Here is a 16530-nt window from a genome sequence, read left to right as displayed (position 1 = left end):
ACTATGGCTACTACTCCTCCCACCGTGATGCTCGCCAACCCCCGCGGCTTCTGCGCCGGGGTCGATCGTGCCATCGAGATCGTCGAGCGGGCACTCGAACGCTTCGGCGCCCCCATCTATGTACGCCACGAGATCGTGCACAACCGCCACGTGGTCGAAACCCTGCGCGCGCGCGGGGCCGTTTTCGTCGAAGAGCTCGACGAAGTCCCCGACGGGGCCGTCGTCGTCTTCAGCGCCCACGGCGTGGCTCAGACGATCCACGAGCGCGCCCGGGCGCGTGGCCTCACCGTGCTCGACGCCACTTGCCCCCTGGTCACCAAGGTGCACCACGAAGTGCAGCGGCTGCACCGCCAAGGCTACGACATCGTGATGATCGGACACCGCGGGCATCCCGAGGTCGAGGGAACGATGGGGCAAGTGCCCGATCGCATCCACCTCGTGGAGACCGAAGAAGAGGTTGACCGGCTCTCGCTCGATCCCGAACGCTGTGCCTACGTGACCCAGACGACACTCTCGGTCGATGACGCCCGGCGCATCATCGCACGGCTCACCGCACGCTATCCTCGCATTCTCGGCCCCAAGAAAGACGACATCTGCTACGCCACGCAAAACCGCCAGGATGCCGTCAAGCAGCTTGCCACCCAATGCGACCTCGTGCTGGTGATCGGCTCTCCCAACAGCTCCAACTCCAATCGCCTGCGGGAAGTGGCCGCGGCGCTGGGCATCCCGGCACGGCTCATCGAGGACGAAACGGCGCTCACGGCCGAGACGCTCGGCCAAGCACGGCGCATCGGCCTCACCGCCGGTGCCTCGGCCCCGGAAGAACTCGTACAGCGCGTCCTCGCCCGGCTACGCCAGCTGGGGGTCAGCGACATCGCCGAACTCCCGGGCGTGGCGGAAAACGTCCGTTTCACCCTTCCCAAAACCCTCACGGAGGCGACATGAACGAACCCGCCGCCGCACCCGAGAACCTCGACTTCGAAGCCGCGCTCACCGAACTCGAGCGCATCGTCCAGGCGCTCGAGACCGGCCGCCTACCGCTCGAGACGGCCCTACAACGCTATCAGCAAGGCGTGGCGCTGGTGCGTCGCTGCCGTCAGGTGCTCGACGAAGCCGAGCAGCGCCTGCTCGCCATCGAAAACGGCTCCCTCGTGTCCCTAGACCCTCCCGCCGAACGATGACGCTCTCCGTGCGCGAACCGTTCGAGCTCTGGTGCGAGCGCCGCCGGGCCCTCGTCGAACACTTCCTCGAGCAAATTCTCCCGCCGGCCGACACGGAACCCCGGCGCCTGCACGAAGCGATGCGCTACGCCGTGCTCGGCGGCGGAAAACGCATCCGGCCGCTGCTCGTCTTCGCCTCCGGCGAGGGATTCGGTGCCCCGACCGAAGCGCTGTTGCCCGTCGCGGCGGCGGTCGAGCTCATCCACGTCTATTCGCTGGTCCACGACGACCTGCCCGCGATGGACGACGACACTCTGCGCCACGGCCGCCCCACCGTCCATGTGGCCTTCGACGAAGCCACGGCACTACTCACCGGAGATACGTTGCAGACACTCGCCTTCCAGCTCCTGGCCACGTCCTTACCCAGTTTGCCTGCGAAACGTCAGCTCTGCCTGGTGCGTGAGCTCGCCCGCGCCAGCGGTTCGCACGGTATGGCCGGAGGGCAGGCGCTCGACCTGGAAGCCACCGGCCGCAAGATCCCCCTGGAATCGCTGCAAGCCCTGCATCGGCGCAAAACGGGGGCGCTCATCCGCTATGCGGTCCTCGCCGGCGCTTACTGCGACGAACCCGATGCGCAAGCCCATGCCACGCTCGAGCGCGGTGCCAACGCCCTCGGGCTCCTCTTCCAGATCACCGACGACATCCTGGACGCCACTGCCGATAGCACCACCCTGGGCAAGACCGCCGGCAAGGACGAACGCCACGCCAAGGCCACCTATGTCACGCTCCTGGGGTTGGAGGGAGCGATCGAGGCTGCACGAAATACCCTGGCAGAAACCCTCACTGCATTCACCGCCCTGGGACCGCCTGCCGAGCGCCTGTGCGAGCTCGCCCGTTTCGTCGCCGAGCGCCGGCGCTGATCCATCATGACGACCGAACGTTTTCCCCTGCTCACCCGCATCGAGGATCCGGCCGATCTGCGCCGCCTGTCGCTGCCCGAACTCAAGCGGCTCGCCGCCGAGTTGCGCCAGTTCATCCTCGAGACCGTGGCCCGCACCGGCGGGCACTTGGCCTCCAACCTCGGCTCCGTCGAGCTCACGCTCGCGCTGCACTACGTCTACGACACCCCGTACGATCGCCTCGTCTGGGACGTGGGGCACCAGACCTACGGCCACAAGATCCTCACCGGCCGGCGCGACCGCATGGCCACACTGCGCCAACTCGGAGGATTGTCTGGTTTCCCCAAGCGCGAGGAAAGTCCTTACGACACCTTCGGCACGGGGCACTCTTCCACCTCCATCTCCGCGGCGCTGGGCATGGCGGTCGCCGCCCGGGCCCGCGGCGAGAAACGCCAATGCGTGGCGGTGATCGGCGATGGGGCGATGTCGGCCGGAATGGCCTTCGAGGCGCTCAACCATGCCGGCGACCTCGACGGGATCGATCTCACGGTGATCCTCAACGACAACGAGATGTCGATCTCACCCCCCGTAGGGGCACTCACCCAGATATTCGCGCGGCTGCTGAGCGGCGAGCCTTACAATACCGCGCGCCGGGTGGGCGAGACGGTGCTCTCCGCCGCCCCGCCGATCAAGGCGCTCGCCCGACGCGTCGAAGAGCACGTCAAAGGCATGATCTCGCCGCCGGGTACGCTCTTCGAGGAATTCGGTTTCCACTATTACGGCCCCATCGACGGGCACGACCTCGACGTGCTGGTGCCGACGCTCGCCAACATCCGCAAACTCGGCGGCTTGCGCTTCGTGCATGTCGTCACGAAAAAAGGGCGCGGTTACAAACTCGCCGAGGCCGACCCGGTGCTCTATCACGGCGTATCGCGCTTCGATCACGCCCGGGGGCTGGAGCCGACCAAGGGCACTCGCCCCACCTATACCCAGATCTTCGGCGACTGGATCTGCGACATGGCCGCGCGCGATCCACGCCTCATCGGCATCACCCCCGCGATGCGCGAGGGTTCGGGCCTGGTGCGCTTCGCCCAGGAATACCCCGAACGCTACTTCGACGTCGGCATCGCCGAACAGCATGCCCTCACCTTCGCCGCGGGGCTTGCCTGCGAGGGGTTCAAACCGGTGGTGGCGATCTACTCCACCTTCCTGCAACGCGCCTACGATCAACTCATCCACGACATCGCCCTGCAGAAATTGCCCGTGGTCTTCGCCATCGACCGCGGCGGGCTGGTGGGCGCCGACGGACCCACGCACCATGGCGCCTTCGACCTGAGCTTCCTTGCCTGCGTCCCCAATCTCGTGGTGATGGCACCGGCCGACGAGAACGAATGCCGCCGCATGCTCACCACCGCCTTCCTGCACGACGGCCCGGCGGCGGTACGCTACCCCCGCGGCCACGGCCCCGGCGTCCCCGTCGACCCGGGGTTGGAGCCTTTGCCGATCGGCAAGGCCGAACTGCTGCGCCAGGGCCGACGCATCGCACTGCTCGCCCTCGGCTCGATGGTGGCGCCGGCGCGCGAAGTCGGCGAGCGGCTCGACGCCACGGTGGTCAACCTGCGCTTCGTCAAACCGCTCGACGACACCACGATACGCGCCGTGGCCGCCACCCATGAAGTGCTGGTGACCCTCGAAGAAAACGCCGTCATCGGTGGCGCCGGCAGCGAGATCGCCCGCATCAGCCAGACGCTGGAAACTCCCCCGCGACTACTGCGACTGGGCTTGCCCGATCGCTTCGTCGAGCACGGCGAGCACGGTCAACTCCTGCACCTACTGCGGCTGGACGTCGACGGCATCCTGGCGGCGATAGAGCGCTTCGATGACGGCGATGCTTGACGAGAACCCATGGCGGGCTACGATACGACCGAACCCCAAGAACGAGACGAGAGAACCCGACGATGAACGAACCCCTCCAAGCCATCCCCGACGTGCAATCCTTCGCCGATCACCGCCACATGGCCATCGACAAAGTCGGCATCAAGAGCATCCGTCATCCCATCCGCGTGAGCGACCGTAGCGGCGGCGTGCAGCACACGGTGGCCACTTTCAACATGTACGTGGGGCTGCCGCACAACTTCAAGGGCACGCACATGTCGCGTTTCGTCGAGATCCTCAATGCCCACGAGCGCGAGATCTCGGTCGAGAATTTCGAACCCATGCTGCGGCAAATGGTCGAGCGGCTCGAAGCCGAGACCGGCCACATCGAGATGAGTTTTCCCTACTTCATCGAGAAGCGCGCTCCCGTGACCGGCGTGGCGAGCCTCATGGACTACGACGTCACCTTCATCGGCGAGATCCTCTCCGGCGGCGAGTACCGTTTCACCATGAAAGTGGTGGTCCCGGTCACGAGCCTGTGCCCCTGCTCGAAGAAGATCTCGGAGTACGGCGCGCACAACCAGCGCTCACACGTCACCATCACCGCGCGCACGATCGATCACGTCTGGATCGAAGAGCTCGTGCAACTGGCCGAGAAAGAGGCCTCCAGCGAGCTCTATGGCCTCCTGAAACGCCCCGACGAGAAGTACGTCACCGAGCACGCCTACGACAACCCGAAGTTCGTCGAAGACATGGTGCGCGACGTCGCCGCCCGGCTCGATGCCGATCCGCGCATCGTGCACTACATCGCCGAATCGGAAAATTTCGAGTCCATCCACAATCATTCGGCCTATGCGCTGATCGAGCGCGACAAGACCAAACCCCGTTGACGCGAAAAGGCGCCGGTCGGCCTGCCCCGGCGCCTTTTCAGACCTGCTGCGCGACCTCAGCGCGGCGGGATGAACACCACCGCTTCGCCCTCCAGCACCACCTTGTCGCGCACGATGCAACGCGTATCGAGCGTGACGCGGCGCTTTTCTGGCAGCAGGCCGATGACGGTCGCCCGCGACACCACCGTATCCCCAGAATGCACCGGGGCGAGGAAGCGCACCGTCTGCGACACATAGACCGCCCCCGGGCCGGGCATCTTCGTGCCCAGCACCGACGAAACGAAACTCACCGTGAGGAAGCCGTGGGCGATACGGCCCTTGAACATGGTCGTAGCGGCGAACTCGTCGTCCATGTGCACCGGGTTCATGTCGCCCGAGACGCCGGCGAACATGAGGATGTCGGCGTCGGTGACGGTGCGGCTCGTCTCCGCCGTCATCCCGACGTGCAGATCTTCGAAGCGATAGCCCATGATCGCATTGAAGTCCCTTGCCATTCTTCTTCTCCTGTGCTCTGAATTGGGAAATACAGTTTACCATGGGTATGCTGCAGTGCAAAAAATCCTGCAGGAACCCCAACGCCCACCAGACGTTCCAAGCAGGAAAAAAAGCCCTTTCCTGCCGTCTTATCTCGCCCCGAAGGGCGATAGGGCGGTGTTATCGTGTCTGCATCAGTCATTGCGCCCGAGCCTCCGCCACCATGGGAATCCAGCCCCCGCCTGCCGAACCCTTCCGGCCCGACTTTTCCGAGGGCGCGGAAACGGGCCTGTATCTCGCCCTCCTCGAGCTCATCGACGAAGGGCTCATCCTCACCAGCGACGAGACCATCCTGGAGGCGAACACTGCCGCCTGTCGACTGCTCGAGCGCGACTACCGTGACCTGATCCGGCAGCCGCTCGCCACACTCTTCCCCTCGGACAAGGAATTCCTGCAAGCCAGGGCTCGCTGGTTCATCCAGGGGCAAAGCCGCGGCAGCATCCGTATCGCGCTACCCGGCGGCCGTTCGCGCCTTTTCCGCTTCATCGCCGCCGCCCGCCTCCGCCCCGGCCTGCACGCGATCCTTTTCTCGCCCGATCTGATCGGAGAGGTATATCGCGACGTCGCGCACACCGATGCGTTCTGGCCCCGGCTTGCCGCCGCCGTGCCTCAACCGGTGGTGGTACTCGACGACGCCGGGCGCATCGCCGCGCTCAACGATGCCGCCCGAGCGTTCTTTCCCGCCGCACGGCAAGAATGGCTGCTACAACCGCTCACGCACTTCGCCGCCGTCTCCTGGCCGGAAGAAGGCGAGGCACCGCTCGCCCGCATCAAGGGACTGGGCGAGGCCCCGGTACGCGCCCGGGTGCTCGAGGGGCCACAGCTGGGATGGCGCGTCCTCGTCTTCGAGCGGCTGCCGCGATTCGCTCCTGCTACCATCTCTCCCGCCCGGTCGGCCCCGCCGCTCGACCCACTCGCCGTTGCCCTGAGGGAAAGCCCGGCGGAATCCTTCGCCTTGCAGCTGGAACCGCTCGTCGATCTCCAGCAGCGTCGGCTTGCCGGCGCCCACGCCCGACTCGTGTGGAATCACCCTGCCACCGCCGGCCTGGCCCCCGAACGGCTCACCGAACTCGCACGCCGCGCCCAGGCCGTACCGCAGCTCACCCGCTATGCCCTGGCCAGACTGCCCAAGCTCGCGGCGCGCATTCCGGGGCGGCTCACGCTCACCCTGGCGGCCGAGGCACTGCGTGACCCCGAATTTCCCCCGGCGGTAGAGACGGCGCTCGCCGCCGGCATCCGCCCCGAGGCGCTCGAATTCGCACTCGATCTGCCCGCCTGTGCCGCACTCGACACCGAGGCGGCCGCGACGTTGCTCGCCCTCTCCCGACGCGGCATCCGCTGGATCGCCGCCGGTCTCGACGAGGCCGCCTTGCCGCTCGAGCAACTCGCCCGCCTCCCTTGGAGCGGGGTGATGCTGCCTGCTGCGTGGGTCGCGGGACTCGGGCGGGACGAACGGCTCGAAGCCCTCGTCGGGGGAACGGTATCGCTCGCGCAGGCCATGCATCTCGAAGTCCGCGCCCAAGGCGTGGCCACGGCGGAACAACGCGATTTCCTCACCGCGCTGGGCGTTCGATTGCAACAAGGCCCCTGGTTCGGCCCGGCCGTCACCTCGGGCGAACCTTTACACGTCAAGGGGATGGATTGATCGGCCTCGGCGCCAGGGAAAGGATCAGCGCGACAACACCGTCCGGCAATCCTCCTCGCGGCCGGTGAGCGCGCCGAGTCGCCCGAGCTGGCGCTCCAGCACTTCGTCCGGAATGCTGCGGTTCAGGCACCAGTCGCGCAGCTGCAGCATCAGGGCGAGCGTCTGCAAGTCGATGGAAGTCGCCCAAATACCGGCAAAACCCGGATCGGGCCCCTCGCGCAGTGGCGGGGTAGGCAAAGTCTGACGCACTTCGGGCGCGGCGAGGGGTGGGATGGCTTGGGGCACCGTGCCACTTTGCGCGTAAATCGCTGCGCTCAGCGCCCACAAAAGCCCCAAGACCAAGGTTCGACGCCGCATCGCCGCCTGCTTCAGGCTTCCAGCTCCTTGAGGCGCTGGATGATGCGCGCCACCACTTCCTGCGCGCTGCCATAGACCATGTGGCAGTTGTCGCGGTAGAAGAGCTCGTTCTCGATGCCCGAGTACCCCGTTCCCTTGCCGCGCTTGATCACCAGCACCTCGCGCGCCTGGTCGACGTTGAGGATGGGCATGCCGTAGATGGGGCTCGCCTTGTTGGTACGCGCCGCGGGGTTGACCACGTCGTTGGCCCCGATCACCAGGGCGACGTCGGTCTGGGCGAACTCGGCGTTGATCTCCTCCAGATCGAAGATCTTGTCGTAGGGCACCCCGGCCTCGGCCAGCAACACGTTCATGTGCCCCGGCATGCGCCCGGCCACGGGGTGGATGGCGAACTTCACTTCCACTCCCGCCTCTTCCAGGAGCTGCGCCATCTCCCATACCTTGTGCTGGGCGCCGGCCACTGCCATGCCGTAGCCCGGCACGATGATCACCTTCTGCGCATAGCGCAGGGTGGCCGCCGCGTCGTCGGGCGAATACTCTTTGAGCGAACCCGTCACTTCGCCCTCTGCCTCCTGCGCCTCGCCGGTGATCGGCGCAAAGATCACGGTGCGAATCGAACGGTTCATCGCCTTGGCCATGAGGAGGGTGAGCAAGGTGCCGGAAGCTCCGACCACCGTCCCCGCCACGATGAGCAAGGGATTGGCGAGCACGTACCCTTCGAAACCGACCGCCAAACCCGTGAAAGCGTTGAGGAGCGAAATGACCACCGGCATGTCCGCTCCACCGATGGGCAAGGTCAGCAGCACCCCCAGCGCCAGGGCGAGGAGGAAGAAAACCGTGAGCTCGAACCCGCCCGGATGAGAAGAAAACCCGATCGTCAGTCCGATGCCAAAAGTGAAGAGGGCGAGGAAGAAGGCCACGTTGTTTTGCTGCGGCACCCGGTAGGTCTTCTTCAAGACCCCCTGCAGCTTGGCAAAAGCCACGCAGCTGCCGGAAAAAGCCACCGCCCCGATGATCGCCCCCAAGGCCGCGAGCAAGCCGACCGAAGAATGATGGACCGCATCTGCGCGCATGAATTCCACCGCGGCGATCGCCGCCGCCGCGCCCCCGCCCATGCCGTTGTAGATCGCCACCATCTGCGGCATGTCGGTCATCTTCACCGTCTTGCCGAGATACCAGGCGATCGCAGCGCCGATCACGATCGCCGTGATCATCAGACCGTAGTTGTGCAACCCCGGCAGATAGAAGGTGACCAGGACCGCCGCGAGCATGGCATACCCCGCCCACTGCACGCCACGGCGCGCGGTGGCTGGCGAACTCATCGCCTTCAAGCCAACGATGAAAGCAACGGTCACGAGGAAATAGACGAACTGGATGAACGTACTCATCGCCCGCTCTCCCCGGCACCTTTGTTCGACTTGAACATCGCCAGCATCCGCTCGGTGACGACGTAGCCCCCCGCCGCATTGGCCGCCCCCAAGAGCACGGCGATGAAGCCGATGGCAAGCGAGGCCGCATCATCCGGTGGTGTCTGCCCTAGTACGATCATCCCCCCGATCAAGACGACGCCGTGGATGAAATTGGACCCGGACATCAACGGCGTGTGCAGAATGACCGGCACTCGCGCGATCACCTCATAGCCCGTAAACGCCGCCAACATGAAAATGAACAACGCGCTCATACCGTCCATCGCAGCCCCCTCCTCACAGTCCCAGCCATTGGCGCACCCGCTCGCTCTTGAGCTCGCCGGCATGCGTCACGCAGGTGCCAGCGAGCACTTCGTCGTCCCACGACAGCGACGACGCCCCATCACGCAGGAAGAGCGAGACGAAATTGAACACGTTCTTGGCGAACATCTCGGAAGCATGCACCGGCATGCGGCTCGGCACGAAAGTCGGGCCGATCACCAGAACTTCCCCGATCCAGGTCTTCTCGCCCGGCACCGTGCCCTCGACGTTGCCCCCCGTCTCCGCGGCCAGATCCACCACCACGGCGCCGGGACGCATGCGCGCGATCATCTCGGCGGTGATGATGCGCGGTGCCGGCCGCCCGGGGATGGAGGCGGTGGTGATGAGCGCATCGGCCTGCCCCACGGCCTTGCCGAGTTTCTCCGCCTGCAGTGCTTTCTCTTCTTCGGTGAGCTCGCGGGCATAGCCGCCCTCGCCCACGGCGCGCACTCCCGTGTCGAGGAACTTCGCCCCGAGCGACTCGACCTGCTCGCGCGTGTCGGGGCGCACGTCGTAGGCCTCCACCGCCGCGCCCAGCCGCCGGGCGGTGGCAATCGCCTGCAACCCCGCCACGCCGGCGCCGATCACCAAGACCTTGGCCGGACGGATGGTGCCGGCGGCATAGGTGAGCATGGGGAAGAATTTCGGGCTGTGGTCGGCGGCGATCAGCGCCGCCTCGTAGCCCGCCACCGTCGCCTGGGAAGAAAGGATGTCCATGCTCTGCGCGCGCGAGATACGCGGCAAGAGCTCAAGGGCGAAGGAGGTGATACGCCGCTCGAGCAGCCGCTCGACCCGCTCGCGGCTCGCCCAAGGCTGCAGCGCCCCCACCAGGATCGAACCTTCGGGCATGAGCGCGAGTTCCTCGTCGCGCGGCGGCTGCACGCACAGCACCAACTGCGCGCGGCGAAACACATCCTCCGGCTCGGACAGGATTTCCACGCCGGCAAAGGCTTCGTCAGCCCAATGCGCCCGCTTGGCCGTGCCGCTGGCCATCACGACCTTTGCCCCCAGCGCCTCGTACTTCTTCACCAGCTCCGGCACCAACGCCACCCGCCGCTCCTGCGGCTGCGGTGCGCTCGCCACCCCCACGATCACGCCCATCCTCTTCCTCCTCTCTACCCGATCACCGATGAGGCTCGATCAGCTCCTGCCCCCCCATCCACGGACGCAGCGCCTCGGGCACCACCACCGAACCGTCGCGCTGCTGGTAATTTTCCAGCACCGCCACCAGCGTACGCCCCACCGCCAATCCCGAGCCATTCAAGGTATGTACCGGTTGGGGCTTGCCCTTGCCGCCGGCGGGGCGGAATCGCGCCTGCAAGCGGCGGGCCTGGAACGCCTCGAAATTCGAACACGAGGAAATCTCGCGGTAGGTATTCTGCCCCGGCAGCCATACTTCCAAATCATAGGTCTTCGCCGACGAAAACCCAAGATCGCCGGCGCACAAGACCACTTTGCGGTAGGGCAGATTCAGGCGCTGCAGTACCGCCTCCGCGTGCCCGGTGAGCTCCTCGAGCGCCTCCCAGGAGCGGTCCGGGTGCTCGATGCGCACCAGCTCCACCTTGTCGAACTGATGCTGGCGGATCATGCCCCGCGTGTCGCGCCCATAGGCGCCGGCCTCCGAGCGGAAGCACGGCGTGTGCGCGACGAACTTGAGGGGCAGATCGCGCTCCTCGAGGATCTCGTCGCGCACGAGGTTGGTCACCGGTACCTCGGCCGTCGGAATGAGGTAGAAGTTTTCCGGATCGCGCGGGACGGCGAAGAGATCCTCGGCGAATTTGGGTAGCTGTCCGGTGCCGAAGAGACTGCGCGCATTGACGAGATAGGGAACATAGACTTCGAGGTAGCCATGCTCGCGCGTGTGCAGATCGAGCATGAACTGCCCCAGCGCCCGATGCAGTCGCGCCAGGTCGCCGCGCATCACGGCAAAGCGCGCTCCGGCAATCTTCGCCGCCGCCTCGAAGTCCAACCCCAGTGGCGCGCCCACATCGACGTGATCGCGCACGGGAAAATCGAACGTCCGCGGGGTGCCCCAGCGCGACGCCTCCACGTTGTCGGCCTCGCTCGTCCCATCGGGAACGGTAGGATGCGGAAGGTTGGGCAAGGTGGCGAGGAAGGATTCCAACTCGGTGAGCAGGGCCGAGAGGCGCTCTTCGCAGGTGTCGAGCTCCGCGGTGATCAGGGCAAGCTGGGCAAGCACCTCGGAGGCGTCCTCGCCTCGCCCTTTACGCCGCCCGACTTCCTTCGAGAGGGCATTTCTCTGCGCCTGCAGCTCCTGCGTGCGGGTCTGAAGGTCTTTGCGTTCGGCCTCCAACGCCTCGAAGCGGGACCAGTCGATCTTCGCGCCGCGCCGCGCGAGCGCCGCTTTCACCTCGTCGAGCCGGGTGCGCAACCACTGAACGTCGAGCATCACACATCCTGATCAATCGTCTGACGGGGTGCAACGATACCAGTTCTGCCCATATCCGACAACGATCGGGCGCGAAGAAACGATCGATAGTCAGGATCAAAGACGGAACATCGTTCCGAAACAAAAAAATCATTGGCAATAATGAGTTGCAGCGCCTACAGTGACCGGCGTGGCATATTTTCGAAGGGCCCCTCGCCATGCTCACGTTACGCGACTGCCTCGACTACTGCAGCCTCACTGAAGAAGAAATCGGGCTGCTGGCCGAGCATCATGATCTTCCCGCCGAAGCGGCCGGCCTCATCGCCTGCAGCCTCACCCAATCCGACGAAGGCATCGTCGTGCTGACCAACTGGCTGCTCGAGATCGCCGAGCGAGCCTTGGCGCAAGGTGACGCCACCAAGGCCCAACGCGCCCATGAGGCCTGCAAGCGGCTGCTCGCCGACCATCCCTTGCACGCCCCTGCCAACGCGGGTTCATGAACGGCGCTCTTGCGCCTGCGCATCCAATTCACGCAGGTGCTCCAGCTTGGCGCGGATCTTCGCCTCCAGCCCCCGTTCCACGGGTCGATACCAGCGCTGCGGCGTCATGCCGTCGGGGAAATAACGCTCGCCGGCGGCGTACCCTTCCGGCTCGTCGTGCGGATAGCGGTAAGTCTTGCCGAAGCCCAACTCCTTCATGAGCCGGGTCGGGGCGTTGCGCAGATGCAGCGGAACCGGGCGCGAGCCGTCCTGACGCACGAAGGCACGCGCGGCGTTGTACGCGAGGTACACGGCGTTCGACTTCGGTGCACAGGCCAGGTACACCACCGCCTCGGCGAGCGCCAGCTCCCCTTCGGGAGAACCCAACCGTTCGTAAGCGGCACAGGCATCGAGGGCGAGCGTGAGTGCGCGTGGATCGGCAAGACCCACGTCTTCGCTCGCCATGCGCACGATGCGCCGCCCCAGATAGAGCGGATCGGCACCGCCGTCGAGCATGCGCACGAACCAGTAGAGCGCGGCGTCGGGGTCGGAGCCGCGCACCGCCTTGTGCAGGGCCGAGATCTGGTCGTAGAAGGCGTCGCCCCCCTTGTCGAAGCGCCGCAGCCGCTCGCCCATCACCGAACGCGCGAACGGCACGTCGATCACCGCCTGCCCCCGGGCCCGCGCCGCCTGCCACAGCCACTCCACGTCGTTCAACAGCCGCCGCGCGTCCCCGTCGGCGAGTTCGACCAGCATGGCGCGCGCCGCCTCGTCCAAAGGCACCGCCTCCTCGGGAAAACGCGCCTCGGCACGCGCGAGCAGCGTCGTGAGCGCTGTTGCATCCAGGGGTTCGAGCCGCAACACGGTGGTGCGCGACAGCAACGCCGAATTGACCTCGAAGGAAGGGTTCTCGGTAGTCGCCCCGATGAAGGTCACCAGGCCCTCTTCGACCTGATGCAGGAAGGCGTCCTGCTGCGCCTTGTTGAAGCGGTGCACCTCATCGACGAAGAGCACCGTCGTGCCGCCGCGTTCGCGCTCGGCACGGGCCTCGTCGATCGCCGCGCGGATCTCCTTCACCCCCGCCATGACGGCCGACAGGGCGATGAAGCGCGCCCCCACCGCCTGCGCGAGCAAGCGCGCGAGGGTGGTTTTTCCCACCCCGGGCGGTCCCCACAGGATCATGGAAAAAAGCCGCCCCTGCTCCCAGGCGACCCGCAGCGGCTTGCCCGGACCGAGCAGATGCTCCTGCCCCACCACCTCGTCGAGGTGCTGCGGACGCATGCGCTCGGCGAGCGGCGCGCGCGCCTCCCCGCTCATCGCCGCCCCGGGTGGTTTTCCAGCACCTTGGTGCCGGGCGGCGGAGTAAAGGCAAACTCGGCCGGCGGCACCGACCAGGCCCGCTGAAACTCGGTGAACGTGATCTCGCTCGTCTGGCCGAAATGATCCTCGATGCGCATGCGCCGCAACCGCTCTCCTTCGCCTTCGACCACGACGCGCTCGATGCCCGCTTCGGCCGAACGCGCCCGCAGGCGCACCGCCCAGCGCTCGCCATCGATCTCCCCACCCTCCGGGACGAACTCGCGATGCAAGGCTTGGGAGTCTGCGAGAATCGCCGCGGGAGATCCAGAGAGCGCATGGGTGAACTGCATCACCATCACCTGCTCCAGATCCGGATCCCAGACCTGCACGACCGTTCCATCGCTCACCACCAGCTGCTTCGCCGGCGAGTGCACTTCCCAGCGGAAACGGCTCGGCCGTTCATAGAGGAATCGTCCCTCGGCACGCTGCAGCACTCGCCCCTGACGATCGAGCACCTCTTGACGGAATCGCCCCTGTGCTGCATTCGTTTGCGACACGAACGCTTCGAGCCTTCGCACCGCCTCCTCGGCCACTGCCGGTTGCTGGGCAAGGGCCACACCGGCAAACATCATCGACAACGCAACCCCCCATCCGGCCAACACCTTCGTCACGCATCTTCTCCCCGCGCCGGCACCAGCACCTGGCGGTTGCCGTTGTGCTCCGGCGGCGACACCAGCCCTGCGCGTTCCATCGCCTCGATGAGCCGCGCCGCGCGGTTGTAACCGATGCGCAGATGCCGCTGCACCAGCGAGATCGACGGGCGGCGCGTACGCAGCACCACCTCCACCGCCTGATCATACAAGGGGTCGTTCTCCTCGCCCCCGTCCGGACCTTCCACCCCTCCTTCCTCTCCCGCCTCCGGCTCGGCGAGCACCGCCTCGACGTACTGCGGCGGTCCGAGCCGCTTGAGGTATTCGACCACCCGATGCACCTCGTCGTCGGCGACGAAAGCCCCGTGCACCCGACGCGGCAGACCGGTTCCAGGCGCGAGATAGAGCATGTCCCCCATGCCGAGCAAAGTCTCGGCCCCCATCTGGTCGAGGATGGTGCGTGAATCCACTTTGGAAGAAACCTGAAAGGCGATGCGCGTGGGCACGTTGGCCTTGATGAGCCCGGTGATCACGTCCACCGAAGGACGCTGGGTCGCCAAGATGAGGTGGACGCCGGCCGCCCGCGCCTTCTGCGCGAGTCGGGCGATGAGCTCCTCGATGCGCTTGCCCACCACCATCATCAGGTCGGCGAGCTCGTCGACCACGACGACGATGTAAGGCATCTTTTCCAAGGGTTCGGGTGCATCCGGCGTGAGCGAGAAGGGATTGCCGAGATATTCGCCCTCGCGCCGCGCCCGCTCGAGCAAAGCGTTGTAGCCAGCGATGTTGCGTACCCCCAGCGCCGCCATCAGTTTGTAGCGCCGCTCCATCTCGCCCACGCACCAGTCGAGCGCCTGGGCCGCGAGCCGCATGTCGGTGACCACCGGCGAGAGCAAGTGCGGGATCCCCTCGTAGATCGACAGTTCCAGCATCTTCGGGTCGACCATGATGAGCCGCACTTGCTCCGGCGTCGACTTGTAGATGAGCGACAGGATCATGGCGTTGATGCCGACCGACTTACCCGAACCGGTGGTTCCGGCCACCAGGAGATGCGGCATCTTGGCGAGATCCGCCACCACCGGCTGTCCCGCGATGTCCTTACCCAGACACAGCGTCAGGGGTGAGGCCATCTCCCGATAGGCGCGCGAATCGAGCACTTCGCTCAGACGCACGATCTGGCGCTTCGGATTGGGTACTTCCAACGCCATGCAGGATTTCCCGGGGACGATTTCGACCACGCGAATGGATACGAGCGACAGCGCCCGCGCCAGGTCCTTGGCCAGATTGACGATCTGCGCCCCTTTCACCCCCGTGGCCGGCTCGATCTCGTAGCGCGTCACCACCGGGCCGGGAATCGTTCCGACCACCTGCACGCGTACGCCGAATTCGGCGAGCTTGCTCTCGATGAGCCGAGCGGTGGCCGCCATCGCCTCGGCGCTCACCGACACGCCGCCGAGCGTCGGTGCATCCAGCAGAGCCAAAGGCGGCCGCGGCTCCAGGGGGGCGGACGCTTGAGAGGGAGTTTGAGCGCCGAGGGCGGAACTCGAGGACGGGGGCGAACTTTGCAAAACGCCCTCTCCCTCGTCTCGGTCTCGTCGCCCGTGCCGTTTCGGGCTGGACCTCGGGGCACCGGTGTGCATCGTGGACACGGGCTCGGAGGCTGTGGCATCGAACGCCCCGTCCGTATCCTTCCCCGGTGGAGCAGAAAGATCCGGCTCGACCCGCTGCCGGGGCCGGCTCGAATCGGGCGACCTTCCCCTCCGGGCCCAACGGCGCAGTCCTTGCCCTGCCTGCACGATGCGGGCACGCCACCGTTCCCAGCGAGCACGCACACCCCCTTCTCCGTCAGCCCGTACGGACGAAACCGTGACCGCAGCCATGTCGCGCAAGGATTCGGCCCGCTGACGCTCCCAGCGGCCTTGCAAGCGATGCACACCCGCCTCCACCCAAGCCCCGACGCGTTCACACACGTCGAGCCAAGAAAGGCCGAACGTCAGACTCACCCCCACCATCCACGCCACGAGCAACAGCAAAGTCCCTCCCGTGAACCCGAAATAGCGCGCCACGGTCTGAGCGAGCTCTCCCCCCAGATACCCCCCGGGGCCGGCCCCCGCGGGCAACACGATGCCGTGCCCATGAAAGCGCAGGGCCTCCAAGGCACTGCTGCTCGAGAGCAGCACGAGCAAGCCCGCACCGGCGAGGGCCATGGAAGCACGCCACCCCGCGGTCGAGCGTTCATCCCCCTGCCACAGACGCCACGCCGACCACAGACCGCGCAGGGCAAACGCCAAAAGCCACCAAGCGGACACCCCGAAGATCGACAGGCAGAGATCCGCCAACCAAGCCCCCACCCGGCCGCCGGGATTGGCGATCGTCTCGGTCGACGCCTCATGCGACCATCCGGGATCGGACGGTGAATAGCCGAACAAGATGAGCGCGAAATACCCCCCCAAGGCGGCGAGCACCAACCAGGCGATCTCCCGCACCCCACGAGATGAACGCAAGGTCGTCATCCAATTCATCGAGCGAGCCGTACCCAAGAAAAGAGGTCGAGACCAATTATACGCCAGCGACCTGCCCGCCCCAGAGTTCGCGGGCGCCCCGTTTTGCGCGATAATCGCCGTTC

At 66.2% G+C, this 16530-nt stretch carries 16 protein-coding genes; 7 read left to right on the top strand and 9 right to left on the bottom strand.

Features of this window, described 5'->3' with window-relative positions:
* Positions 1–3 precede the first annotated feature (3 nt).
* The 5 genes from ispH to folE2 all read left to right on the top strand — a co-directional run bounded on the left by ispH (position 4) and on the right by folE2 (position 4824).
* On the top strand, positions 4–945 hold the full coding sequence (gene ispH / locus EPD81_RS08475; RefSeq protein ID WP_142805014.1) for a 4-hydroxy-3-methylbut-2-enyl diphosphate reductase: 942 nt from the start codon (positions 4–6) through the stop codon (positions 943–945).
* On the top strand, positions 942–1181 hold the full coding sequence (xseB, locus tag EPD81_RS08470) for an exodeoxyribonuclease VII small subunit (protein WP_142805013.1): 240 nt from the start codon (positions 942–944) through the stop codon (positions 1179–1181). The genes ispH and xseB overlap by 4 nt, the downstream gene beginning before the upstream one ends.
* The gene (locus EPD81_RS08465; protein WP_142805012.1) at positions 1178–2080 is read left to right on the top strand and encodes a polyprenyl synthetase family protein; all 903 of its coding nucleotides are present in this window, start codon (positions 1178–1180) and stop codon (positions 2078–2080) included. The genes xseB and EPD81_RS08465 overlap by 4 nt, the downstream gene beginning before the upstream one ends.
* Positions 2081–2086: 6 nt before the next feature.
* Positions 2087–3955 (top strand): 1-deoxy-D-xylulose-5-phosphate synthase, encoded by a 1869-nt coding sequence (gene dxs, locus EPD81_RS08460; RefSeq protein WP_142805011.1) that lies wholly within the window; start codon positions 2087–2089, stop codon positions 3953–3955.
* Between the two features lie 62 nt (positions 3956–4017).
* A complete protein-coding gene (gene folE2 / locus EPD81_RS08455) occupies positions 4018–4824 on the top strand; it encodes a GTP cyclohydrolase FolE2 (protein WP_142805010.1) in 807 nt (268 codons plus the stop codon).
* Between the two features lie 56 nt (positions 4825–4880).
* Here folE2 and EPD81_RS08450 read toward each other — a convergent pair whose 3' ends face one another.
* Positions 4881–5318, bottom strand: coding sequence for a MaoC family dehydratase (locus EPD81_RS08450; protein WP_142805009.1), 438 nt, complete (start codon positions 5316–5318; stop codon positions 4881–4883).
* A 203-nt stretch (positions 5319–5521) separates the two neighbouring features.
* Here EPD81_RS08450 and EPD81_RS08445 point away from each other — a divergent pair, with 203 nt between their 5' ends.
* Positions 5522–7003, top strand: coding sequence for an EAL domain-containing protein (locus tag EPD81_RS08445; protein WP_142805008.1), 1482 nt, complete (start codon positions 5522–5524; stop codon positions 7001–7003).
* Positions 7004–7027: 24 nt separating this feature from the next.
* Here EPD81_RS08445 and EPD81_RS08440 read toward each other — a convergent pair whose 3' ends face one another.
* From EPD81_RS08440 to serS, 5 genes are read right to left on the bottom strand one after another with little or no spacing between them, the layout of a single operon-like run.
* Positions 7028–7360 carry a hypothetical protein gene (locus EPD81_RS08440; protein WP_142805007.1) on the bottom strand — a complete coding sequence of 111 codons (333 nt, stop codon included), beginning with the start codon at positions 7358–7360 and terminating at the stop codon, positions 7028–7030.
* 11 nt (positions 7361–7371) lie between these two features.
* Positions 7372–8748, bottom strand: coding sequence for an NAD(P)(+) transhydrogenase (Re/Si-specific) subunit beta (locus tag EPD81_RS08435; RefSeq protein WP_142805006.1), 1377 nt, complete (start codon positions 8746–8748; stop codon positions 7372–7374).
* Positions 8745–9050 carry an NAD(P) transhydrogenase subunit alpha gene (locus EPD81_RS08430; protein WP_142805005.1) on the bottom strand — a complete coding sequence of 102 codons (306 nt, stop codon included), beginning with the start codon at positions 9048–9050 and terminating at the stop codon, positions 8745–8747. Before EPD81_RS08430 ends, EPD81_RS08435 begins: the two co-directional genes overlap by 4 nt.
* Before the next feature lie 13 nt (positions 9051–9063).
* Positions 9064–10188 (bottom strand): NAD(P) transhydrogenase subunit alpha, encoded by a 1125-nt coding sequence (locus EPD81_RS08425; RefSeq protein ID WP_142805004.1) that lies wholly within the window; start codon positions 10186–10188, stop codon positions 9064–9066.
* Between the two features lie 22 nt (positions 10189–10210).
* A complete protein-coding gene (gene serS / locus EPD81_RS08420) occupies positions 10211–11497 on the bottom strand; it encodes a serine--tRNA ligase (protein ID WP_142805003.1) in 1287 nt (428 codons plus the stop codon).
* Between the two features lie 197 nt (positions 11498–11694).
* Here serS and EPD81_RS08415 point away from each other — a divergent pair, with 197 nt between their 5' ends.
* Positions 11695–11976, top strand: coding sequence for a hypothetical protein (locus tag EPD81_RS08415; RefSeq protein WP_142805002.1), 282 nt, complete (start codon positions 11695–11697; stop codon positions 11974–11976).
* Here EPD81_RS08415 and EPD81_RS08410 read toward each other — a convergent pair.
* From EPD81_RS08410 to EPD81_RS08400, 3 genes are read right to left on the bottom strand one after another with little or no spacing between them, the layout of a single operon-like run.
* Positions 11971–13272 carry a replication-associated recombination protein A gene (locus EPD81_RS08410; protein ID WP_142805001.1) on the bottom strand — a complete coding sequence of 434 codons (1302 nt, stop codon included), beginning with the start codon at positions 13270–13272 and terminating at the stop codon, positions 11971–11973. The two genes, EPD81_RS08415 and EPD81_RS08410, sit on opposite strands and share 6 nt — an antisense overlap.
* On the bottom strand, positions 13269–13925 hold the full coding sequence (locus tag EPD81_RS08405) for an outer membrane lipoprotein carrier protein LolA (RefSeq protein ID WP_142805000.1): 657 nt from the start codon (positions 13923–13925) through the stop codon (positions 13269–13271). Before EPD81_RS08405 ends, EPD81_RS08410 begins: the two co-directional genes overlap by 4 nt.
* The gene (locus EPD81_RS08400) at positions 13922–16417 is read right to left on the bottom strand and encodes a DNA translocase FtsK (RefSeq protein ID WP_304649917.1); all 2496 of its coding nucleotides are present in this window, start codon (positions 16415–16417) and stop codon (positions 13922–13924) included. Before EPD81_RS08400 ends, EPD81_RS08405 begins: the two co-directional genes overlap by 4 nt.
* Between the last annotated feature and the right edge of the window lie 113 nt (positions 16418–16530).

The organism is Tepidiphilus sp. J10 (assembly GCF_006980785.1).
Taxonomy (GTDB): domain Bacteria; phylum Pseudomonadota; class Gammaproteobacteria; order Burkholderiales; family Rhodocyclaceae; genus Tepidiphilus; species Tepidiphilus olei.
The sequence above is the reverse complement of the archived record's forward strand: the minus strand, read 5'-3'. Positions and strand labels throughout refer to the sequence as shown.